Genomic DNA, 22,866 nt, shown 5'->3' on the forward strand with positions numbered 1-22,866 from the left:
CCCTTTCACCTGCTTTGAAGATGAACCGAAGAGGACCCGTGCAAAGCCTGCAAGGTTATTCGGTGTAAATCTGTTTGGTATTTAACCAAATTTTCCGCCCCCCGCATAGTTTTCACGATCCGGACCAAGCGGCGTCACCGCGAAAGGACCCTTTGGGAGCGCGATCTGTACATGTGTGAATCAGGCAAACGGCGCGATTGATTCCAGTGCGGATCGTTGCAGGCAGCGGTTGTTCAAGATGTTCGGGACTAGGCGCCGACACGGCGATATCGCTGCCAAGACCGTGATCGGATAGCCGATCAAGGCAGATCACCAGACTGGTGCCTTCCCGTAACCCGCGCACTGCGCTGTGTTTTCCAAAATAGAGTCCGATAATGCCCAAAAGCGCCGCTTGAGGTTCTTTTCATCGCAGGCGACACAACATATAGTGGGTGCCAACAACGTGTAGTCAAACACGGCAAGACTTGGGAATACAAGCATGGCACATATCATTGTGGTCGGGAACGAAAAAGGCGGCGCTGGCAAATCGACCGTGTCGATGCATGTGGCAACCGCGCTGGCCCGACTGGGTCACAAGGTCAGCACGCTTGATCTGGATCTGCGGCAACGCAGCCTTGGACGGTATTTCGAGAACCGGAACAACTTTCTGAAAAGCGCGGGCCTGACGCTGCCCGGCCCCCGCCATCACGACCTGCCCGAGATCGATGCCAGCACGCTGAAGCCGGGCGAGAATATCTATGACCACCGCCTGTCTGCTGCCGTGTCGCAACTGGAAAGCGACAGTGACTTTATCCTGATCGACTGCCCCGGCTCTCATACCCGGCTGAGTCAGGTGGCCCATTCGCTGGCCGACACGCTGATCACCCCTTTGAACGACAGTTTCATCGATTTTGACCTGCTGGCGCGGATTGATTCAAAGGGTGAGAAAATCCTTGGCCCGTCCGTCTATTCCGAGATGGTCTGGAACGCCCGGCAATTGCGGGCGCAGGCCGGGCTGAAGCCCATCGACTGGGTCGTTGTGCGCAACCGCGTCGGTACCCAGCGCATGGTCAACAAGGAAAAGATGCAGCGCGCGATCGAAATGCTGTCGCAGCGCATCGGCTTCCGCGTCGCTTCGGGCTTTTCCGAACGGGTGATCTTTCGCGAACTGTTTCCGCGCGGCCTGACCCTGCTGGACCTCAAGGATATTGGCGTCAAACAGCTGAACATCTCGAACATCGCAGCGCGTCAGGAACTGCGCGACATGATGCGAGAGCTGAACCTGCCGGGTGTCGAGATCGACTTCTGATCAGCTGTATTGGAGGTAGGGACGCGGACGAAGCGGATATCTATCGTCAATGAATGTCGTTCTGGTGTGCGGGAACTCTTGGCACATCAATCGCCAAGGAACTGACCCATTTACATTCGTGGCCGTTACGAGCAGCGACGATCCGGTCTTCAACATGACTTGCCTCCCAAACAGCAACGCATTCCAATCCAAGGCACTCGCTCAGAAGCGCTGGCCGTTCCCAGCCTTGCTCCGCAAAGTCTGAATGATAAAGCGAAAGAGCCCCAGAAACATTGTCCTGCTTGAAACGGTAGTCTTCCTTCATCACATCACTTCGAGGCTCAACCCAGCCAACTTTCAGCCAAAAACCTCTGCTAATAACGTCACGGTAGACAAAGGACTTGAACAATATCGGTAGGTGAATCAGATCTTTGATTGCCGGGCGCTCTGAGAAATATCCTTCAAAAACCGCGACGAAATACTCTTCCCCAAGTTGCCCATATGCCCAACAGTTTTCAGCTATTGGAATCTCAACTAAAGCCCCAGCTTGCCAGCGCTGCCGTTTTGTAGCTTGGCCTCTTTGTGCTCGTAGAAAGTTATTCGTGCCCATGCTTCGTGCATCGCACGCTCAGCACCTATTCTCAATGTCAAAGAAGGCCTCAAACCAGCCCTTCGTTCAAATCCTCGCTGCCCTCGAACATCCGCTCCAACCCGCCGTTCTTGTCCGGTAGAACAAAGGTGCTCCCTCAGGACTTTCAGTTTCGGAACCGCTGAACGGGGCAGCCTCGGTTTCACCCGGTAACTGATGGCCCGCCGGGACTGTATACTGTGAACAGCTCTTTGGGTTCGTTCACCCCGCGCAGCATGTAGCGCCCGACCGAGATGAGGTCTTGTGCGCAGGGGCGTGCCGCGACCGCGACGTCGTCCGAGATCAGGATTCTCTGACCCAGCGACCGGTGCATTCCCGCGATTCGGGCGGCCTGATTGACGGCGGGGCCGATCACTGTGAAATCCAGCCGTGTTTCGGACCCGATATTGCCATACAGAATTTCGCCGGAATGCAGGGCCAGCGTGAAATTCGCAACCGGCAGCCCCTGCGCCTGACGTCGGGCGTTCAATTCATCCATACGGGCTTGCAGCAAGGGCACCGCGCTGAGCGCGGCACGGGCGTCCTCGTCGATTTCGCCGACATCGAACATGGCCATCAGCCCATCGCCCATGAATTTCAGAATATTCCCACCCTTGTCGTGCACAACGCCCACGGCGACGGCCAGGTAATCATTGAGCATGTCGATGATCTCGTGACCCGGCAGGTCTTCCGACAGGTTGGTGAACCCTTCCAGATCGAAATTCCAGATCACCGCATCGATTTGCTGCAATGATCCGCGACGAATCTCACCTGACAGGACGCGGCGCCCGGCATCACGACCCAGATAGACCCGCATCAGGTCTTCGGTCAGGTTCTGGTTCTTGGCGGATTTGAGCGCCAGCCCCAGATGCGGCAATACCGCATGAATGTGCCTGAGATCGCTGTCATCAAACCCGGACGGCGCATCGCTGGCCCAGGACATCAGGACGCCATCACTGACTTTTTTGGTACCGTCGGGGCGCATCTTCCCCGACCCCTCATACGAGATGCCGGTGGCATAATAATCGGTCGCCCCAACCTCTCTCAGGTCGTTCAACAACGGAAATCGGCTGGGTTCATTATGGTCGACCAGTTTGACCCGGATTTCATCCAGATCCTCGTTCAGCAGCGCATAAAGCGGGCTTTGTTGCCACATTTCGCTGGGCGTATCCGTGTTTTCAAACTTCTCGGATTCACCGCCGGTGCTTTTGTACCAGCTATATCCGGTTCCGCCATAAACCGGGTGCAAGGTCGACTGCGCCGCATGGAACCGCATCAGCGGAATACCCATGTCGAGCAGACTGGTGCAGAAACCTTCCAGCAACTCTTCCTGCCCGGCACCCTCAAGCCCCTTTTGGACCAACCAATCGATCAGGGTGTGTGTGGATACCTTGGCAGGTTCGAATGACGTCATTTCAAATTCCGTATCAAGCATGACACACATCTGGGGACGGCAGGCGCCAATTACCAGTGGTCAATCCACGCCAGCCAACCGTCGCAACATCTGGCGCAGCAAGGCGGCCTCTTTTTCGCTGAACAGGTCCGACAGCCTGGCGTCATAGCTTGCAGCCACCCCGTACAAGTCGCGATACACGGCTTGCCCGGCGGGTGTCAGTGTCAGCCATTCCGCCCGACGATCAGATTCGTCCCGTGTGCGTTTCAGGTACCGGCGCTCCTCGAGCTTGGCAACTGCACGGCTGATCTTGGTCTTGTGCATTCTGGCCCGTTCACCAATTTCCTTGGCGGTCATTTCGCCAAACAGCCCCAGATGGAACAGCACCCGCCATTCGGTTCTGAGCATTCCATACCGTCCCTTGTAGACAGCCTGAAATTCCAACGAGGCGCGCTCGGCCGCCTGGTTCAGCAGGAACGGCAGAAAATTCTGCAGGAAAAAGTCATCATTTTTTTCAGATTCGTCATGTGTCATGCTTGTTAGTTACAAAATCAACTATTAACCGACAAGCAGCAAACGGAGGAATACGTAATGAACCGTCCGACGGATCCGCATTCATTGACGCAAGCAGCAACGCCTGTTGGTACCCATGCCGGCTACATGCCCGGCTTTGGCAACGACTTTGAAACCGAGGCGCTGCCCGATGCGCTGCCGCAGGGGATGAACAGCCCGCAAAGGTGCAACTACGGGCTTTACGGTGAACAGCTGAGCGGCACGGCCTTTACCGCCAACCCGCCTGAACGCACCTGGTGCTATCGTATTCGCCCGTCGGTAAAGCATTCGCACCGTTACGAAAAAATCGACTTGCCCTATTGGAAATCGGCCCCCTGCATCGACCCGGATGTGATCAGCCTGGGCCAGTATCGCTGGGATCCGGTGCCGCATTCCGATGAAGGTCTGAACTGGATGACCGGGATGCGGACCATGACGACGGCGGGGGACGTGAACACCCAGGTTGGCATGGCCTGCCATATCTATCTGGTCACCGAATCCATGGTCGACGACTATTTCTTCTCGGCCGATTCCGAGTTGCTGGTGGTGCCACAGGAAGGACGCCTGCGCTTTGCGACTGAACTGGGAATCATTGACCTTGAGCCCAAGGAAATCGCGATCATCCCGCGTGGACTGCTCTACCGGGTTGAAGTTCTGGAAGGCCCGGCACGCGGCTTTGTGTGCGAGAATTACGGCCAGAAGTTTGAACTTCCGGGTCGCGGTCCGATCGGGGCCAACTGCATGGCCAACCCGCGCGATTTCAAAGCTCCGGTCGCTGCCTATGAGGATCGTGAAACCCCGTCGACCGTGACGATCAAATGGTGCGGCCAGTTTCATACCACTAAAATCGGACACAGCCCGTTGGATGTGGTGGCGTGGCACGGCAATTATGCACCCTACAAATACGATCTGCGCAACTATTGCCCGGTTGGCGCGATCCTGTTTGACCATCCCGACCCGTCGATCTTTACCGTTCTGACGGCACCCTCTGGCCAGCCCGGCACCGCAAATATCGACTTTGTCCTGTTCCGCGAACGCTGGATGGTGATGGAGGATACGTTCCGCCCGCCCTGGTATCACAAGAACATCATGTCCGAGCTGATGGGCAACATCTACGGTCAATACGATGCGAAACCGCAGGGCTTCGTTCCCGGTGGCACCAGCCTGCACAACATGATGATCCCGCATGGCCCCGACAGGGAAGCCTTTGACAAGGCGTCCTATTCCAATCTGGGGCCGGAAAAGCTGGACCAGACGATGTCGTTCATGTTCGAAACCCGGTTCCCCCAGCACCTGACACCGTTTGCCGCCAATGAGGCACCGCTGCAGGACGACTATATCGACTGCTGGACATCGCTTGAGAAGAAGTTCGACGGCACACCGGGCAAGAAATGACCCTCAGACCGGGTTCGCCAGACGGCACCCGTCCTGACGGCGATGAACATACCCATTCCGGTTGCAGACGTCTTGTCGCCGCAACCGGAAAACAAAGACGGGACCCTGGCAGTCGACATGCTGCAACTGCGCCCGCTGTGGGCTTTGGCGCCTGTCTATTCGGGGTTATGATCGTTTCGAACCACGTACCAAATATAGCAAAATAGGGGCAAAATATGCCTTTGATGAAGTCCTGGGTGGCCTCGGCCAATGACGCGGCGCATCCGTTTCCACTGAACAACCTGCCTTACGGTGTCTTCTCGACCGAAGGCAATGATCCGCGCTGCGGCGTGGCCATCGGTGACATGATCCTCGACGTTACCGCCGCCGAAGCCGAGGGGTTAATCACCCTAAGCGATGAGCCGCTGTTCGATCTGCCGTTCTGGAACCCTTTGATGGAGGAAGGCCCCGCCGTCTGGGCGGCCCTGCGTGAGCGGCTGATCAGCATTCTGGCCGAGGGCTCGGACGAGCAAAGCAAGATCGAACCGCTGCTTGTACCGCAGGCCGAAGCCCAGATGCACTTGCCCTTCGCGGTCAGCGAATACACCGATTTCTACGCCGGGCGAAACCATGCCTTCAACGTGGGCACCATGTTCCGTGGCCCGGAAAACGCGCTGCCGCCGAACTGGTTGCACATTCCGATTGGCTATAACGGACGGGCGTCCTCGGTCGTGGTGTCCGGCACGGATATCCGCCGCCCGTGGGGACAGCTGAAATCCCCCGATCAGGACCTGCCCGCCTTCCTGCCCTGCCGCCGCTTTGATATCGAGTTGGAGATGGGCGCCATCGTGGGCACGCCCTCGGATGGCCCGATAACCGTGCAGGAAGCTGACGACCATATCTTCGGCTACGTTCTGCTGAACGACTGGTCGGCACGTGATATACAAGCCTGGGAATACCAGCCGCTGGGCCCGTTTCAGGCCAAGGCAACCGCAACCTCGATCAGCCCCTGGATCGTGACCAAGGCTGCACTCGAGCCGTTCCGCTGTGACACGCCAGCCCGCGAGTTCGCGCTGCTGGACCACCTCAAGGATTGCGGCCCGATGCTGTATGACATCGATTTGGCCGTCTCCATGGCACCCGAAGGCCAAGACGCCACGACCATCGCGCGAACCAACTACAACCAGATGTACTATTCCGCCGCGCAACAACTGGCCCACCACACCACATCGGGATGCCCGATGAACACGGGCGACCTGCTGGGGTCAGGCACCATATCCGGCCCAACCAAGCCCGAACGCGGATCACTTCTGGAACTCAGCTGGGGCGGGAAAGAGCCGCTGACGCTGGACACAGGTGAAACCCGAAGCTTCATCGAAGACGGCGACACGATGACCCTGACCGGCGCTGCCAGGGGCGACGGCTATACTATCGGGTTCGGCGACTGTACCGGCACCGTTCTGCCTGCACTCAACTCCCCATTCGAACGATGACGCACTGAGCTTCATCTTTTTCCAAATACTCCCGCCGGAGGCATCCAACCCCTGCCTTCCGCGCAACCGCAAAAGGACAAAACCAAGATGGCCAAAGCATTCGCGTCCCAGGGGGACATGTCGGAAAAGAAAATCTCGTTCACTGAAGTGGGCGAAGGGCTTTATGCCTTTACCGCCGAGGGCGACCCGAACTCGGGTGTGATCATTGGCGATGACAGCGTGATGATCGTCGAGGCGCAGGCGACCCCGCGCCTGGCCAACAAGGTGATCGAATGCGTGCGGTCTGTGACCGACAAGCCGATCACCCATGTGGCGCTGACCCATTACCACGCTGTGCGGGTCTTGGGTGCCAGCGCTTTTGGCGCGCAACAGATTCTGATGTCCGACATGGCCCGTGCCATGGTGGTGGAACGCGGTCAGGAAGACTGGGACAGCGAATTCCAGCGCTTCCCGCGCCTGTTCGAAGGGCATGAAAGCATCCCCGGCCTGACCTTGCCCACCACCACCTTCAGCGACACGATGACCGTTTATCTGGGCAATCGCCGGATCGACCTGATGCATCTGGGGCGCGCCCATACCGCCGGTGATATCGTCATCCACGTGCCAGACCAGAACGTGATGTTCACCGGCGACATCGTCGAATATCACTCGGCCTGCTATTGCGGTGACGGGCATTTCAACGACTGGGGAGACACGCTGGACGAGATCAAGTGGTTCGATGTCGACGCCATCGCACCGGGTCGCGGCGATGCGCTGGTTGGCAAGGACATGGTCAATGCCGCCATCGAAAACACTCGCGATTTCGTCGAAAGCACCTACCGCCCGGCGGCCAGGGTTGCGGCGCGCGGTGGCAGCCTGAAAGAGGCATGGGATGCAGTCCGCGCCGAATGTGACCCGAAATTCGCCAGTTACGCGATCTACGAACACTGCCTGCCGTTCAACGTCGCCCGCGCCTACGACGAAGCCCGTGGCATCGACACACCCCGCATCTGGACCGCACAGCGCGATCTTGAGATGTGGGAGGCCCTGCAGGGGTAAGGAAAAACGACCCAGTTTGATCCAGATCGTTTTAGGCGGCGGGATTCAATGAAACCATATGCCAAAGGCTTCGGCACATGTTGCCGGGGCACAGGACATGCAGCACTTTGGCGCATCTGCTTGGGGGGAAGCCCATGAACAAGATCTTTGAAACTCCGCTTTACGGCTATGAACGCAGTCCGGATCAGGACAGCCCGACGCCAGTTCGGCGCAAGGTTATCGTGATCGGCGCGGGCCCGGTTGGTCTGGCCGCCGCGATTGATCTGGCGCAGAAAGGGGTTGACGTCGTGGTTCTGGACGAGAATGACAAGGTCAGTTTCGGCAGCCGCGCCATCTGTTTCTCGCAACGCACGCTGGAAATTGCCGACCGGCTGGGATGCGGGCGCCGACTGGTCGACAAGGGCGTCCTGTGGGATCGGGGCAAGGTCTTCTTCGATGATCGGCAGGTCTATGACTTCAACCTGCAACCGGATGAAGGTTATGCCAACCCTGCCTTCATCAACCTTCAGCAATACCATTTTGAGAACTATTTCGTTGAACGGGTCCGCGAGTTGCAGGCAGAAGGCGCACCGATTGAGATACGCGGGCGCAACAAGGTCGAGGCGATTGGCACGCATGACGATCACGTGCGGCTGGAGGTCGAGACGCCTGAAGGACCTTACACAATCGAAGCCGATTGGCTGATTGCCTGTGATGGCGCGACATCGCCCGCCCGGCGGATGTTGGGCATTGATTTCGAAGGACGGATATTTGAAGACAACTTCCTGATTGCAGACGTGATCATGGATGCGGATTTTCCGTCTGAACGCTGGTTCTGGTTCGATCCGCCGTTCAATCGCGGGCAATCCGCGTTGTTGCACAAACAGCCCGACAATGTGTGGCGCATCGACCTGCAACTGGGTTGGGACATCGACAAGGAACGCGAAAAGCGCCCCGAGAACGTGATCCCCCGCCTCAAGGCGATGCTTGGGGATGATGTCGAATTTGAGCTGGAATGGGTCTCGATCTATACGTTCCAGTGCCGTCGCATGGAAAGCTTCCGCAAGGGCCGTGTCCTGTTTGCGGGCGACAGCGCGCATCAGGTCAGCCCCTTTGGCGCGCGCGGGGCCAATTCCGGCCTTCAGGACACCGACAACCTGTGTTGGAAACTGAAGCTGGTTCTGGACGGGAAAGCACCTGAAACTCTGCTGGACAGCTACAACGCCGAACGCGTGTACGGGGCGGACGAGAACATCCTGAATTCCAGCCGGTCGACCGATTTCATCACCCCGAAATCCGAGATGTCGCGGATCCTGCGCGATGCGGTACTGGACCTGAGCGAGCATTATGACTTCGCGCGCCCGCTGGTGAATTCTGGCCGCCTGAGCCAGCCCTGCACCTATGATGGATCTTCGCTGAATTCTGCGGACGCGCTGAACGGCCCCGCCGGAACGCGCCCGGGTTCGGCCTGTCCAGACGCTCCGCTTGGTGACGAGTTTCTGCTGCCCAAGCTTGCAGGCAAGTTCACGCTTTTGACTATCGATGCAGACGCCCCAGATACCCTGGAAGAAGATGGGATCGAGGTCACGCGACTGGCGCTGTCGGTCAAGGATGATATGACGCTGGCCCTCAAACGCCGCTATCTGGGCGACGCGACCAGCGCAGTCTACCTGATCCGCCCGGACCAGCATGTGGCCGCCCGGCGTGACAGTTACGAAGAAAACACCTTCCGGCACGCGATCCGCAGAGCCTGCGGTAAGGAGTAAGCCCCATGTCAGACCTGATCCTAACCCCGAACATCAAAAACGCCGATGACTTCTATGCCGAACTTCTGGCCGCGCATGAAGGCCTGGAAAAAGCAGACAGCGACGCGCTGAATGCGCGGCTGGTACTGGTGTTGGCCAACCACATCGGTGACAGTACGGTGCTGACGGACGCCCTTCGCGCTGCCGCTTTGACTGACAGTTGACAGGCCCGGACGTGAGCGACGTCGTCCTTTATGACTATTGGCGATCCTCGGCCAGTTACCGGGTGCGGATCGCCCTGAATCTGGCCGGGATCGCGTATCGCCCGGTTGTTGTCGATCTGGTGGGCGGCGCACAAAAGGGCGATGAACATATCGCCCGAAACCCGCAGGGCTTTGTGCCGGTTCTGGATATTGACGAGCTGCGGTTGACGCAATCGCTGGCCATCCTCGACTATCTGGACCGGACCCGGCAGTTGAACCTTCTGCCTGATGATCCGGCGGAACGTGCGCGTGTTCAGGCGCTGGCTTATGCGATCGCCGTCGACATCCACCCAGTCTGCAACCTGTCGGTTGCGCGCTATGCCACGACCCTAAGCCACAACGCCCCCGACATGCCCGGCGACTGGATGCGGCATTTCATCCAACCCGGGTTGCAGGCGTTCGAAACCATGTTGGGGGATTTCGAACAGACCCCCTATTGTGTTGGGTCAAAGCCCGGTCTCGCCGACCTCTGCCTGATCCCGCAGATCTATAACGCACGCCGGTGGCAGGTTGATCTGTCGGATATGCCCCGCCTGCTGCGGGTTGAAGAGGCCTGCGCCGATCACCCCGCCTTTGTCGCGGCGCATCCCGACGCACATGCGCCGCACTAAACCTGCACAGACCCTGTTTGCATGTGCAGCTAGGTTTTTATCGTTTTGAGCCTTAGCTTTGAGCCAACAAAGCAGATGAGGTTTCTATGCCCGAGATCACCGGCTATCACGCCCATATCTATTTCGATGCCGACACGCAGGACACCGCGCAGCAGGTCTGTGAAGAGGCGACCCGCCTGTTCCCTGTTCAAATGGGCCGGATGCACGCCCGAAACGTCGGCCCCCATCCGCGCTGGAGCTGCCAGCTGGGCTTTGCCGCTGGGGCGTTCGATCAGGTCATCCCATGGCTGATGCTGAACCGGCAGGGTCTGACGGTCTTCACGCACCCGGAAACCGGTGAACATCTGGAGGATCACCGCGACCGCGCGATCTGGATGGGTGAGATGCTGGCGTTGGACCTGTCGATATTCGACAATCTTTAACCCAGCGCCCGTGCCTGATCCCGCAGAACAAATTTCTGCACCTTGCCGGTTGATGTCTTGGGCAGGGTGCCGAACACCACCGTTTTGGGTGCCTTGAAGTGGGCCATGTGGTCGCGACAGAAGGCGATAAGCTCTGCCTCGGTTGCGGCTGCGCCGGGTTTCAACTCGACAAAGGCGCAGGGCGTTTCGCCCCATTTCTCATCGGGACGGGCCACCACGGCGGCCTCCATCACCGCCGGATGCTTGTAGAGGATGCCTTCGACCTCGACAGATGAGATATTTTCGCCGCCCGAGATGATGATGTCCTTTGAACGGTCCTTGAGCGCGATATAGCCATCGGGGTGCATGACACCCAGATCACCGGACGCGAACCAGCCACCGTGAAAGGCCTTGTCGGTAGCGTCGGGATTCTTGAGGTATCCTTTCATCACCACGTTGCCCTGCATGAATATCTCACCCATGGTTTCGCCATCAGCCGGAACCGGTTCCAGCGTTTCCGGGTCGGCCACCATCAGTCCGGACAACGCTGTATAGCGCACCCCTTGCCGCACCTTGAGGGCCGCGCGGTCTTCAGGCCCTTTGCTGTTCCATTCGTCTTTCCATGCGCAGACAACCGAAGGCCCATAGGTTTCGGTCAGGCCATAGACATGCGTGACCTCGACACCCATCGCCTCCATCGCTTCGATCACGGCCGCAGGCGGCGGGGCACCTGCCGTCATCACCTTGATCTGGTGGTCAAAGTCCTTCAACTTATCCGGAGCGTGGGCCAGCATGTTCAGAACGATCGGCGCACCGCAGAAATGGGTCACTTTCTCGTCCCGGAAAGCAGCATAGATCGGTTCGGCCCGCACCGCGCGCAAGCAAACGGAAACACCTGCATTGGCTGCCATGGCCCACGGGAAGCACCAGCCATTGCAGTGGAACATCGGCAGGGTCCAAAGATAGACCGAATGCTTGGGCATATCCCAGTCCAGCAAATCCGACTGTGCGTTCAGGGTCGCGCCGCGATGGTGGTAAACCACGCCCTTGGGGTTGCCCGTGGTGCCCGAGGTATAATTCAATGTGATCGCGTCCCATTCGTCCGCTGGCAGTGACCAGTCAAACGCGGGGTCGCCTTCGGCCAGCAGGGCATCATAGGTCAGGCGGCCCAGCTTTTCACCGCCGTCGAAGGTGGGGTCTTCGATATCGATGACCAGAATGTCATGATCGACCTGTTGCAGCGCATCTTTCACCACATCCGAAAACTCGGGGTCGACCAGCAGCGCCTTGGCTTCGGCATGGTTCAGGATGAATGCGACAATCGGCGCATCCAGCCGCGTGTTGATTGCGTTCAGAACAGCGCCCGTCATGGGCACGCCAAAATGCGCCTCGTACATTTCCGGGATGTTGGCCGCGATTATCGAAACGGTATCGCCCCGTCCAATCCCACGCGCTGTCAACGCACTCGCCAGACGCCGGCAACGGGCATAGGTTTCAGCCCAGGAATACCGGCGATCCCCATAAACCACGGATGGATAATCCGGGTAGACCTGCGCCGTCCGTTCAATGAACGTAAGGGGCGACAGGGGTGTGTAATTTGCCCGGCATTTGTCCAAATGACGCTCGTAGATATGTGTCGCTGCCATCCGCTGTCCTCCCGAAACGCAGTTTGGGCGAATTGAGCACAAAGTTCGCGTTCTGACAAACCCGTAGAAATACGGCGGCAAAACTGACTGGCGATACGGGATGATACGATCTGGCCCTATCTACATCCGGGCTTTCGCGGTGATCTGAAGCATCTTAAACACATGCCGGGATGAGGCATTTCCATATCCCGTGCACCGCTTCCTCACTGAAAGGACATGTCATGGACGGCACGTTCAACGAAAACGATCTTTCCCGCGTGGTCGAGGCCGACCGCGCCCATATCTGGCACCATCTGATCCAGCATAAACCCTTTGAAACCAATGACCCACGCATCATTGTCGAGGGCAAGGGCATGCGTGTCTGGGACCAGAAAGGCAAAGAGCACCTGGATGCGGTTTCCGGCGGCGTCTGGACCGTCAACGTCGGCTATGGCCGCGAATCGATCTGCAAGGCGGTTTACGACCAGCTGATGAAGCTGTGCTATTTCGCCAATTCGGCCGGTTCGATCCCGGGTGCGCTGTTTGCCGAGCAACTGATCGACAAGATGCCGGGCATGAGCCGCGTCTATTACACCAACTCGGGATCCGAGGCGAACGAGAAGGCGTTCAAGATGGTGCGCCAGATCGCGCACAAAAAATACGGCGGCAAAAAAACCAAGATCCTTTACCGTGATCGGGACTATCACGGCTCGACGCTGGCGACCATGTCGGCAGGCGGTCAGGACGAGCGCACAGCGCAGTACGGTCCCTTCGCACCTGATTTCGTGCGCGTGCCGCATTGCATGGAATATCGCAAGCACGAGCTGGACGGCGCACCCGAAGAGAATTTCGGCGAATGGGCCGCAGATCAGATTGAAGCCGTCATCCTGCGCGAAGGCCCCGATACCGTAGGTGCGCTGTGCCTTGAGCCTGTAACAGCGGGTGGTGGTGTAATCGAAGCGCCTGAAGGATACTGGCAACGCGTGCAGGAGATCTGCAAGAAATACGATGTGCTGCTGCATATCGACGAGGTTGTCTGTGGCGTGGGCCGCACCGGCACGTGGTTCGGCTACCAGCAATACGGTATCAAACCCGATTTCGTGACCATGGCCAAGGGCGTAGCGTCAGGCTATGCCGCGATTGCCTGCATGGTCACCACCGAGGAAGTCTTTGACTTGTTCAAAGACGATGCCGCGGACCCGATGAACTATTTCCGCGATATCTCGACCTTTGGTGGGTGCACCGCCGGTCCGGCAGCGGCCATCGAGAACATGCGCATCATTCAGGATGAAAACCTGTTGCAGAACTGCACGGACATGGGCGCGCGTATGACGAACAACCTTCTGGCGCTGATGGACAAGCACAAGGTCATCGGCGATGTGCGCGGCAAAGGCCTGTTCCTGGGGGCCGAACTGGTTGTGGATCGTGGCACCAAAGAGCCGGTGGACGAGAAACTGGCGCAGGCGGTTGTGGCCGACTGTATGGCGCAGGGTGTGATCATCGGCGTGACCAACCGCTCGATCCCCGGTCGCAACAACACGCTGTGCTTCTCGCCTGCGCTGATAGCTACAGCCGATGACATTGACCAGATCACCGACGCGGTTGACGGCGCGCTGGGGCGTGTGTTCGGGTAAGATCACCGATATTGGCTAAAAAGAAACCGGCGCGTGTTGCGCCGGTTTTTTTTGTCGGGATGCTGGTCGTGAATGTGTACGTTCAGCCGTGATTATTCGGCCGCAACACCAACCTTTTCGCCGGTTGCGATCAGGCTGTCCGGAAGAACGAAAGCAACCAGAACAAAGACGGCACCCAGTGCGATACCGAGAATATCGCCGGACATTAACAAAACACCCTCGTAAGCGGATCCCGGAACTGTACCCAGGGTGACTTTGCCGCCAGCAATTCCATCGAGCAGACCCGTGGCCTTCCAGGCCGGATATGTCGCCATGTAGGCCGCAGCACCCAACAAACCACCGACGATGAAGAACAAGGCGTCACGGCGACCGGACGCAGCGGCGCAGACCCCTGTTCCCGGACAGTAGCCCGATGCAGCCCAGCCCGCACCCAGTAACAATCCGCCAATGAAGACACCAACATAGGCCGATTTCACCGACATATGGCCGACATCCACAAACCCCAGCATCTGCCCGCCGAACATGAGGATCGAACCGGTTCCGATTGCCAGGAGGATCGTTTTCATCAGGTGGAGTCGACGCAGTGTCAACATGCGCACAATCCAATTTGGATTCGCCGCGCCAATCCGGTCAAGTACGGCTCCGAAAGCGGCACCAATGATGATCGCAAGAATGATTTCCATCGCCTTATCCTTTCCGGTAGATCAGCATTGCCGTGGGAATTGCCGCCGCAAATGCCCCGGCTGCAAAGATGTAACCTGACAGGGCTGTCTGCATCATACCGGACATCATGTGACCGGATGTGCACCCACCCGCCAACCTGGCGCCATAGAGGACGACAAAGCCGCCCAATAGCGCGACCAGGTTTCGGGCCAAGGGCGTATCGCCATAGTTTTCGCGCCAGATCATGGGCAGCTTGCCCTCACCGCGTTCCAGACCACCGCGCGCCTTGACCGACAAGAACGCCCCCGCGGCCATAGCCAAAACGAAAACAAAGCTGTAATTCAACGGATTGGATACGTATTTGGCGTATTTACCATTGGATTTCGCCATGTATGCGTTGGTTGAACTGTAACCGTCATCCGTCTGCGTCACGAATTCTGAATTGACGGTGTCCGCGATAATTCCGTCAAGGATGACGAATTGGGTCGAAACACCGATCGGCTTCACCAGAAGAACTGCCCCGAAGAACACGAGCCCTAGCAGAACACCTCCAACTTTCCAGTTTAGTGTCATGATTTCACCCTTCTCACTTATATTCATAAAATCATATATAATGTGATCCGGGGATTGTTACATGATCTAGATCAAACCGGTCATGCCTGAAACTGGTTGGCGTCATCCCAATGCAGAAGGGGTGGATGTCCTGATCCAAGAAGCGCCTGGAATGCGCCGCATGTTGCAACAAAAAAGACCGCCCCAAGGGGACGGCCTTTCTTTCACTGTCTCTTTTCAGAGGTTCAGGCAGCCAGAGCAGCCTGAGCTTTGGCGACGATCGCGCCGAACGCTTCCGGTTCGTGCACGGCCAGGTCGGCCAGAACTTTGCGGTCCACTTCGATACCGGCCAGGTTCAGACCGTTGATGAAGCGGGAATATGTCAGAGCCTCGTCATGGCTGCGCACAGCAGCGTTGATCCGCTGGATCCACAGCGCGCGGAAGTTGCGCTTGCGGTTCTTGCGGTCGCGGGTCGCGTACTGGTTGGCCTTGTCGACGGCCTGAGTTGCGACTTTGAAGTTGCTCTTGCGACGACCATAATAGCCTTTTGCGGCCTTGATGATCTTCTTGTGACGGGCGTGAGTTACGGTTCCACCTTTAACGCGGGACATCTCTTACATCTCCTCTTAGCGGTCGTAGGGCATGTAGCCCTTGACGATCTTTGCGTCGGGGGCGGACAGGGTGGTGTTGCCACGGGCATCGCGGATGAATTTCTTGGTCCGCTTGATCATGCCGTGCCGTTTGCCGGCCTGGCCAGCAAGGACCTTACCGGTCGCAGTCACCTTGAAGCGCTTCTTGGCGCTTGATTTGGTCTTCATCTTAGGCATTTCCGTCTCCTTTTTCGGGTTCGGTTTCAGACGCGACTCGGCATGCCATCTCGGCCGGTCACGCGATCAGAAGCGCCGTTTACGCAAGTTCGGTCATACTGGCAAGGGGGTTTGGACCAGAATCTACGCTTTTTGCAGGCTGGTCAGGCACCGGGGCGACACAGGCCGCCCCGGTGATTGGATTTAGTGTTCGAATTTGCGGATTTCACCGCTTTTCAGCCTTGCGGAGTAGGACGCCAGTTCCTGCCGCACCACTTTCATCAGGAAGTAGAGGGCAAAGACGTTCACAACCGCCATCGCAAAGATCGCCGCATCCGAGAAGTCGATAACCGGGCCGAGGTTGGCCGCAGCGCCGATCACCACGAAGACGCAGAAGATGACCTTGAAGATCAGCTCTTTTGTGTGTCCTTCTCCGAACAGGTAGGTCCAGGCCTTGAGGCCATAGTAGGACCAGCTGATCATGGTCGAGAAGGCAAACAGGATCACCGCGATCGCAAGGATGTACGGGAACCAGCTGAACGCGCTGGCAAAGGCGGCAGAGGTCAGGCTGACGCCGGAATTGCCATCCACCGTTGCGATGGCGGAACCCGCCTCGTTCAGCATGTAGTTTCCGGTTTCGGGATCGATGATCAGCTGTTGCGTAATGATGATCACCAGCGCCGTCATGGTACAGATCACGACGGTATCGATGAACGGTTCAAGCAGCGATACAAAACCCTCGGTGATCGGTTCCTTGGTCCGAACCGCCGAGTGAGCGATAGCTGCAGAGCCCACGCCCGCCTCGTTCGAGAATGCCGCGCGCTTGAAGCCCTGGATCAGCGCGCCGACCATGCCCCCTGCAACGCCCAGCCCCGTGAAGGCACCGGCAAAGATCTGACCAAAGGCCCAGCCGATCATGTCCGCATTCATCGCGATGATGACCAGTGCGGTTGCGACATACAGCACACCCATGAACGGCACGACTTTTTCAGTCACCCGAGCGATGGATTTCAGACCGCCAACAATGACCATGAACACGACCGCAGCAAAAACAATGCCAGTAATCCAGCCCGGATAGTCGCCAACGATACCCGCGATCTGCTGATGTGCCTGGTTGGCCTGGAACATGTTCCCGCCGCCCAATGCGCCCAGAATACAGAAGATCGAGAACAGCACCGCCAGGATCTTACCGCCCGGCAGGCCCAGCTCGTCAAAGCCCTTGGACATGTAGTACATCGGGCCACCTGAAACGGTGCCATCTTCGTATTCGTTGCGGTATTTCACGCCCAGCGTACATTCGGTGAACTTTGATGCCATACCCAGAAGGCCCGCAAGGATCATCCAGAAGGTTGCACCCGGCCCACCGATGCCAATGGCAACGGCCACACCTGCGATATTCCCCAAGCCCACAGTGCCGGACAGCGCCGTGGCCAATGCCTGAAAGTGGCTGACCTCGCCCGCGTCGTTGGGATCGGAATAGTCACCTTTGACAAGGCTGATCGCGTGACCAAAGAACCGCAACTGCACAAGCGCGAAATACAGTGTGAAAACCGATGCAGCAATCACCAGCCACATGACGATCCACGGAAAGCTGGTTCCGGGCAGCGGTGCAAAGATGAAGCTGACAAACGGTCCGGTCAGGTTTGCAAAGGCCTGATTGATTTTTTCATCCAGTCCCGGCGCCTCTTGTGCAAGGGCAGGGCTGGCGGCAATGGTGGCGGCCGTTACGGCGCCAAGTGTTTTTAGCGTTCTCATTTTAGCCCTCCCCTCAGTTCACGACCGTAACCGGAACGTCGGCATGCATTACCAGATATTGCGTCGAACTGCCGAACAGGCGTTTCTTGATCCCGTCCGCAGATGCCCGACCCACGACGATTTGCGAGCCTCCGTTTTCGACCGTGATGGCGTTCAGCGTTTCCGCAACATCGCCATGGCGCACAATGCCCTGCGCTTCGAATCCCGCAGCCCTGAGGGCCTCAACAGCAGGTGTCACGACACGCGACATTGCCAGATCAACCTCTTCTTCGCGGCGCTTGTGGCGCTGGGCGTTTTCTTCAGGTGTCTGGAATGTGTAAGGTGACCATTCGATCACATAAGCGACCAGCAAATCGCACGTTCCGATCAGCTTTGCCAAATCCTTGGCAAAGGCAATCGCACGCTCGCCGGTTTCAGTCCCGTCGAGTCCTATGACAATCTTTGTTGTCATTTCGTTCCTCCGTTTTTGTTGTTAAGGCCGGGGCCCACGCCCCCGGCAGGGCGGCCGGAACTTGGAACTTTTCAACAAGACCGCCCTTTGGTAAGTATTAGGAAATTTCACTAGGAATTGGAGATTTTTTTGGGCCAATTTCAGTGTAATTTATCGTATTACGCCAAAAATACAGGGAATTTTACTGATTAGCAGAGATTTAGACAATATCGATCAACGCATCCTGCACGAGCTGGAGGCCAATGGACGGCTCTCGATAGTTGAGTTGGCGGCGCGCGTGAACCTGACCAATACACCCTGTTCCGAGCGTGTAAAACGACTTGAGAAGAATGGCTATATCAAAGGGTACAGAGCCGTTGTCGACAAGGAAAGAATGGGGCTGGCACTGCTGACCGTGGTGCAGGTATCCCTGGTCGCAACTGCGGAACAATCCCTTGTGAAATTCAATGAAGCCGTTCGGAGTGTTCAGGAAATCGAAAGCTGCCTGATGGTGGCGGGCTCGTTTGATTATCTTCTGACCGTTCGAACGCGCGATATTGCGCATTTCCGGCTGGTGCTGGGCGAGAAGATCAACAAGCTGCCGGGGATACACCAGACCAGCTCTTTTACAGTTATGGAGATTGTAAAAGAGCCGGTTGGCTGACACGACACTCGGGCCCGAGTGTCGGCCTTCCGTTATTCCGGATCCGTGCTGTAGATCAGCCGTTCATCACACGGGGCCACGCGCAGAATGTTAGTCGTGCCCGGTACGTTGAAGGGGACACCGGCCGTAACCACGATCTGATCGGTTTCGGTTGCAAACCCCCCTGCCCGCGCCGCGCGGGCTGCGTTGACAACGGCGCTTTTGAACCGCTGGAGTTCGGGCGTCATGACGCAATTGCATCCCCAGCTCAGGCAAAGCCTGCGCGCGGTCCCCATCAACGATGTCATCGCGATGATCGGAACACCGGGACGTTCGCGGGCTGTCAATGAGGCGGTCGTTCCGCTTTGCGTAAAGCAACAGATGGCTTTGATATCGGTCTTTTCCGCAATCTCTCGGGCGGCCGCGACGATGGCATCGGCCACAGTGCTTCCTTTTGCCGTCCGGGACGCGGCGATGATCTGGGAATAGGTCGGGTCGGCCTCGACCTCGATGGCTACCTTATTCATGGTCTGCACGGCCTCAACCGGATAAGCACCTGCCGCCGATTCCGCGCTGAGCATAATGGCGTCAGTGCCCTCATAGATCGCGGTGGCCACATCCGACACCTCGGCGCGGGTGGGCATCGGGCTTTCGATCATGCTTTCCAGCATCTGGGTGGCGACAATGACCGGCTTGGCGGCACTACGGCACTTGCGGACCAGCCTCTTCTGAATGGGCGGCACCGCTGATACCGGCAGCTCCACTCCCAGATCGCCCCGCGCCACCATGATACCGTCCGAGGCATCGAGGATGTCGTCGAACGCCTCGACCGCCGCCGGCTTTTCGATCTTCGACAGGATCGCGGCGCGTCCATCAGCCAGCGCGCGGGCCTCGAACACATCCTTGGCGCGTTGCACGAAACTCAGCGCCAGCCAGTCAACGCCCAACTGGCAGACAAACTCCAGATCACCACGGTCCTTTTCCGACAAGGCCGCCAGCGGCAGCACCACATCCGGGACGTTCACACCTTTGCGGTTCGAGATCGTACCGCCGACCTCAACTGTGCAATTGGCAAAGTCCTGACCACAATCCTCAACGATCAGACGGATCTTGCCGTCATTGACCAGAAGGCGCGCGCCCGGTTCAAGGGCCGCGAAAATCTCGGGGTGCGGCAGGCACACGCGGGTGGTGTCGCCGGGGGCTGGATCAAGGTCCAGACGGAACGCCGCGCCCTCTTCCAGTTCCTCAGCATCATTTGCAAAAACACCAACCCGCAGCTTGGGGCCCTGAAGATCAGCCAGAATGGCAATCGGGCTGTCCAGATCCTTTTCAACCTGCCGAATGATCCTGTGGCGTTCGCGAATCTCATCATGGCTGCCGTGGCTCATGTTCAGACGGAACACATCCGCCCCGGCCTCGTGCAGGGCGCGAATGGTGTCATAGTCACTGGACGCCGGTCCCAGCGTCGCCACGATTTTTACATTTCTCAGGCGTCGCATTGGTCTTGACCTCCTCATGCCGGTTCAGATTGCGCAGATCAGCTTTTGCAAAATGTTACCGCAAACACTGCTGTGGCGCTTATTGCGCAATTCCCTTTTTAAAGCAACTGCCCTACACCTGCGACAAACTAGATGACAGGCTTATGACTTACACCCCGTTTTTCGTTCACGGCGCGGATCGCCCGTCCCGATGGCTGATCACATGCGACCACGCAACCAACATCGTTCCCCCCGAGGTCAATGACGGAGACCTTGGCCTGCCGCGCGAGGATATGGAGCGCCATATCGCCTATGATGTCGGCGCGTATGAGGTATCAAAACATCTGGGCGAGATTCTGAACGCGCCGGTGATTGCCGCCAATTTCTCGCGCCTCGTAATCGACCCGAACCGAGGGGAAGATGACCCCACGCTGTTGATGAAACTGTATGACGGGTCGATCATTCCCGGCAACCGCAATGCCGATGCCGCCGAACGCGAACGCCGCCTGAACATGTGCTATCGCCCCTACCACACAGCGTTGGCCGAGTTGGCGGCACTGCCACATGCGGTAATTGTGTCGATGCACTCCTTCACGCGCCAGTTGCGTGGACGTGACCCCCGACCATGGCACATTGGCGTATTGCACACCCCGGACGAGCGGTTCTCGCGTCCTTTGATCGAACGGCTGCAACAGGAAGATGACCTGTGCGTTGGTGTCAATGAACCCTATACCGGCGTTTTGCCGGGTGATGCGATTGACAAGCACTGCACCGCTTTTGGCCGTCCCAATGCATTGATCGAGCTACGCAATGATCTGATCGCCGATCATGCCGGACAACGGCATTGGGCCGAGCGGTTGGCGATAATCCTGCAAGAAGCGTTGGACGCCAGCGACCTTTGACCGCAAGGTTTGCAGGGACGTTCCACCCCTCACGCCATTGTGAGCAATGCCTCTGATCCCCATATATTGCGGGAAAGGGGATCGTCATGACACATGAGTTTCTGACAACGTTTTTCGGTTGGGTGGCCGCGCTTAATATCGCGGTTTTGCTGTTCACCACCGTCATGATTCTGCTTTTGCAGGACTGGATCGCTGGCATTCACGGCAGGATGTTTCAGATGGATCGCGCCGACGTGAAACGTGCCTATTTCAGATACCTTGCCAACTACAAGATCCTGACACTGATCTTTTGCATCGTGCCCTGGCTAGCCTTGAAACTGATGTAGGTAGCGCTGACCACGAGCGCCGTTGTTGTAACGACACGGCAGGATTGTTAGGTCAAACGCAACACACACTGCCTTCCGGAGCCACATGATGGACAAGCAAACCGAAATCGAACTTCAGGCTGCCGCCTTTCGTCGGCTGCAAAAGCACCTGATGGAAGACCGCACCGATGTGCAGAACATCGACATGATGAATCTGGCCGGGTTCTGCCGAAACTGCCTGTCACGGTGGTATCAGGAAGCGGCCAATGAAAAGGGGATCGAGATGGGCAAGGACGAGGCCCGAGAACTTTTCTACGGCATGACCATGGATGAATGGAAAGCCAATTATCAAACCGAGGCCAGCGCTGAAAAACAGGCCGCTTTCAAGGTCGCGTTTGAAGAGAATGTAACGAAAAAGGGCTAGGCCCAATACGAAAAAGGCCCGCCAGATTGGCGGGCCTTTTTCTTTAGATCGCCGCCTTGCGGCTTTCGTCCAGATAAATCTCGCGCAAGCGTTTTGCAATCGGCCCCGGCGTACCGTCACCCAGCGCAACTCCGTCGATTTCAACCACCGGCATCACAAAGGCACTGGCCGAGGTGGTGAATGCTTCGTCCGCCTCTTTGGCTTCGTCGATGGTGAACAGACGCTCTTCGATTTCCATCTGCGCCTCAGCCGCCATGCGCAGCACGGCCTTTCGGGTGATGCCGTGCAGGATGTCGTTGGACAGCGGGCGGGTGACAATCTTGCCGTTTTTGACGAAATAGGCGTTGTTGCTGGTGCCCTCGGTCACAAAGCCATCCTCGACCAGCCATGCGTCGTCGCAACCTGCCTTCTTGGCCATCATCTTACCCATAGACGGGTAGAGCAATTGCACCGTTTTGATGTCGCGGCGGCCCCAGCGGATGTCTTCGATCGAGATGATCTTGGCACCTTTCCTTGCCGCCGGGCTGTCAGCCAGCCCGGGCTTGTTCTGCGTGAACAGAACGAGGCTGGGCTTGGTATCTGCCGGCGGAAACACGAAATCCCGGTCGCCATCGCTGCCGCGCGAGACCTGCAAATAGACCAGACCTTCCTCGATGCCGTTCAGCTCGATCAGCTTGCGGTGGATCTCCAGCAGTTCATCCTTGGTGCAGGGCTCGGCCATCTCCAGCTCGTTCAGCGAGCGCTTCAGACGGACTGAGTGACCTTCGAAGTCGATCAGCTTGCCGTCCAGCACACTGGTGACTTCGTAGACCGCGTCCGCAAACAGGAAGCCACGGTCAAAAATGGAAACCTTGGCCTCGGTCTCCGGCAGATATTCGCCATTTACGTAAACGGTGCGGGTCATG

General features: G+C 57.7%; 25 protein-coding genes. 13 read left to right on the top strand and 12 right to left on the bottom strand.

All coding sequences use genetic code 11. The features are described 5' to 3' along the window. The first annotated feature begins 478 nt into the window (after positions 1-478). Positions 479-1,288 (top strand): division plane positioning ATPase MipZ, encoded by an 810-nt coding sequence (locus tag ACR0D9_RS10680; RefSeq protein ID WP_267367261.1) that lies wholly within the window; start codon positions 479-481, stop codon positions 1,286-1,288. A 46-nt stretch (positions 1,289-1,334) separates the two neighbouring features. Here ACR0D9_RS10680 and ACR0D9_RS10685 read toward each other — a convergent pair whose 3' ends face one another. The 3 genes from ACR0D9_RS10685 to ACR0D9_RS10695 all read right to left on the bottom strand — a co-directional run bounded on the left by ACR0D9_RS10685 (position 1,335) and on the right by ACR0D9_RS10695 (position 3,822). Beyond that, positions 1,335-1,877: a hypothetical protein gene (locus ACR0D9_RS10685; RefSeq protein WP_480487205.1), complete on the bottom strand. Its 543-nt coding sequence runs from the start codon at positions 1,875-1,877 to the stop codon at positions 1,335-1,337. 181 nt (positions 1,878-2,058) lie between these two features. Beyond that, complete coding sequence (locus ACR0D9_RS10690) at positions 2,059-3,330, bottom strand: adenylate/guanylate cyclase domain-containing protein (protein WP_480538749.1); 1,272 nt, start codon at positions 3,328-3,330, stop codon at positions 2,059-2,061. Between the two features lie 39 nt (positions 3,331-3,369). After that, positions 3,370-3,822, bottom strand: a complete 453-nt coding sequence (locus tag ACR0D9_RS10695; RefSeq protein WP_480538751.1) for a MarR family winged helix-turn-helix transcriptional regulator — start codon at positions 3,820-3,822, stop codon at positions 3,370-3,372. Between the two features lie 57 nt (positions 3,823-3,879). On the opposite strand from ACR0D9_RS10695, the gene hmgA reads away from it, so the two are divergent. The 7 genes from hmgA (at position 3,880) to ACR0D9_RS10730 (ending at position 10,765) form a co-directional block, all read left to right on the top strand. Next, positions 3,880-5,235, top strand: a complete 1,356-nt coding sequence (gene hmgA, locus ACR0D9_RS10700; protein ID WP_267365046.1) for a homogentisate 1,2-dioxygenase — start codon at positions 3,880-3,882, stop codon at positions 5,233-5,235. Between the two features lie 215 nt (positions 5,236-5,450). Continuing rightward, positions 5,451-6,707 carry a fumarylacetoacetase gene (gene fahA, locus ACR0D9_RS10705; protein ID WP_480483799.1) on the top strand — a complete coding sequence of 419 codons (1,257 nt, stop codon included), beginning with the start codon at positions 5,451-5,453 and terminating at the stop codon, positions 6,705-6,707. 87 nt (positions 6,708-6,794) lie between these two features. Further along, positions 6,795-7,745, top strand: a complete 951-nt coding sequence (locus ACR0D9_RS10710) for an MBL fold metallo-hydrolase (protein ID WP_480483800.1) — start codon at positions 6,795-6,797, stop codon at positions 7,743-7,745. Between the two features lie 134 nt (positions 7,746-7,879). Further along, positions 7,880-9,490, top strand: a complete 1,611-nt coding sequence (locus tag ACR0D9_RS10715) for an FAD-dependent oxidoreductase (RefSeq protein ID WP_480538753.1) — start codon at positions 7,880-7,882, stop codon at positions 9,488-9,490. Between the two features lie 5 nt (positions 9,491-9,495). Then, entirely contained in the window at positions 9,496-9,693 is a 198-nt protein-coding gene (locus ACR0D9_RS10720; protein WP_209506076.1) for a DUF2783 domain-containing protein, read from the top strand. 11 nt (positions 9,694-9,704) lie between these two features. Then, a complete protein-coding gene (gene maiA / locus ACR0D9_RS10725) occupies positions 9,705-10,343 on the top strand; it encodes a maleylacetoacetate isomerase (protein ID WP_480538755.1) in 639 nt (212 codons plus the stop codon). A gap of 86 nt (positions 10,344-10,429) precedes the next feature. Then, positions 10,430-10,765, top strand: coding sequence for a DOPA 4,5-dioxygenase family protein (locus ACR0D9_RS10730; protein ID WP_480473946.1), 336 nt, complete (start codon positions 10,430-10,432; stop codon positions 10,763-10,765). Here the strand turns inward: ACR0D9_RS10730 and ACR0D9_RS10735 are convergent. Further along, on the bottom strand, positions 10,762-12,390 hold the full coding sequence (locus ACR0D9_RS10735) for an acyl-CoA synthetase (protein ID WP_480507306.1): 1,629 nt from the start codon (positions 12,388-12,390) through the stop codon (positions 10,762-10,764). The genes ACR0D9_RS10730 and ACR0D9_RS10735 overlap by 4 nt on opposite strands. A gap of 221 nt (positions 12,391-12,611) precedes the next feature. Between ACR0D9_RS10735 and ACR0D9_RS10740 the strand changes: the two genes are divergently transcribed. Next, on the top strand, positions 12,612-14,003 hold the full coding sequence (locus ACR0D9_RS10740) for an aminotransferase family protein (protein WP_480487218.1): 1,392 nt from the start codon (positions 12,612-12,614) through the stop codon (positions 14,001-14,003). 92 nt (positions 14,004-14,095) lie between these two features. Here ACR0D9_RS10740 and ACR0D9_RS10745 read toward each other — a convergent pair whose 3' ends face one another. The 6 genes from ACR0D9_RS10745 to ACR0D9_RS10770 all read right to left on the bottom strand — a co-directional run bounded on the left by ACR0D9_RS10745 (position 14,096) and on the right by ACR0D9_RS10770 (position 18,230). Then, positions 14,096-14,686, bottom strand: coding sequence for a YeeE/YedE thiosulfate transporter family protein (locus ACR0D9_RS10745; RefSeq protein WP_480538757.1), 591 nt, complete (start codon positions 14,684-14,686; stop codon positions 14,096-14,098). Between the two features lie 4 nt (positions 14,687-14,690). Continuing rightward, on the bottom strand, positions 14,691-15,239 hold the full coding sequence (locus ACR0D9_RS10750) for a YeeE/YedE thiosulfate transporter family protein (RefSeq protein WP_480538759.1): 549 nt from the start codon (positions 15,237-15,239) through the stop codon (positions 14,691-14,693). A 224-nt stretch (positions 15,240-15,463) separates the two neighbouring features. Beyond that, positions 15,464-15,829 (bottom strand): 50S ribosomal protein L20, encoded by a 366-nt coding sequence (rplT, locus tag ACR0D9_RS10755; RefSeq protein WP_039523695.1) that lies wholly within the window; start codon positions 15,827-15,829, stop codon positions 15,464-15,466. 15 nt (positions 15,830-15,844) lie between these two features. Further along, positions 15,845-16,045, bottom strand: coding sequence for a 50S ribosomal protein L35 (gene rpmI / locus ACR0D9_RS10760; protein ID WP_010443552.1), 201 nt, complete (start codon positions 16,043-16,045; stop codon positions 15,845-15,847). A 183-nt stretch (positions 16,046-16,228) separates the two neighbouring features. Continuing rightward, positions 16,229-17,779, bottom strand: coding sequence for an alanine/glycine:cation symporter family protein (locus ACR0D9_RS10765; RefSeq protein WP_480483806.1), 1,551 nt, complete (start codon positions 17,777-17,779; stop codon positions 16,229-16,231). Positions 17,780-17,792: 13 nt separating this feature from the next. Continuing rightward, a complete protein-coding gene (locus ACR0D9_RS10770; RefSeq protein ID WP_209506060.1) occupies positions 17,793-18,230 on the bottom strand; it encodes a universal stress protein in 438 nt (145 codons plus the stop codon). Positions 18,231-18,438: 208 nt separating this feature from the next. On the opposite strand from ACR0D9_RS10770, the gene ACR0D9_RS10775 reads away from it, so the two are divergent. After that, positions 18,439-18,873, top strand: coding sequence for an Lrp/AsnC ligand binding domain-containing protein (locus tag ACR0D9_RS10775; RefSeq protein WP_480483856.1), 435 nt, complete (start codon positions 18,439-18,441; stop codon positions 18,871-18,873). Positions 18,874-18,905: 32 nt separating this feature from the next. Here ACR0D9_RS10775 and pyk read toward each other — a convergent pair whose 3' ends face one another. Then, positions 18,906-20,351 carry a pyruvate kinase gene (gene pyk / locus ACR0D9_RS10780; RefSeq protein ID WP_480483807.1) on the bottom strand — a complete coding sequence of 482 codons (1,446 nt, stop codon included), beginning with the start codon at positions 20,349-20,351 and terminating at the stop codon, positions 18,906-18,908. A gap of 143 nt (positions 20,352-20,494) precedes the next feature. Between pyk and ACR0D9_RS10785 the strand changes: the two genes are divergently transcribed. From ACR0D9_RS10785 to ACR0D9_RS10795, 3 genes are all read left to right on the top strand, one after another. Beyond that, positions 20,495-21,232: an N-formylglutamate amidohydrolase gene (locus ACR0D9_RS10785; protein ID WP_480538761.1), complete on the top strand. Its 738-nt coding sequence runs from the start codon at positions 20,495-20,497 to the stop codon at positions 21,230-21,232. 86 nt (positions 21,233-21,318) lie between these two features. Then, positions 21,319-21,558 (top strand): DUF6868 family protein, encoded by a 240-nt coding sequence (locus ACR0D9_RS10790; RefSeq protein ID WP_480483809.1) that lies wholly within the window; start codon positions 21,319-21,321, stop codon positions 21,556-21,558. A gap of 88 nt (positions 21,559-21,646) precedes the next feature. After that, entirely contained in the window at positions 21,647-21,961 is a 315-nt protein-coding gene (locus tag ACR0D9_RS10795) for a DUF1244 domain-containing protein (protein ID WP_267365127.1), read from the top strand. A 43-nt stretch (positions 21,962-22,004) separates the two neighbouring features. On the opposite strand, the gene ACR0D9_RS10800 is transcribed toward ACR0D9_RS10795, so the two are convergent. Next, positions 22,005-22,865, bottom strand: coding sequence for a D-amino-acid transaminase (locus tag ACR0D9_RS10800; protein ID WP_480538763.1), 861 nt, complete (start codon positions 22,863-22,865; stop codon positions 22,005-22,007). Position 22,866 lies beyond the last annotated feature (1 nt).

The organism is Ruegeria sp. AK11 (assembly GCF_056541095.1).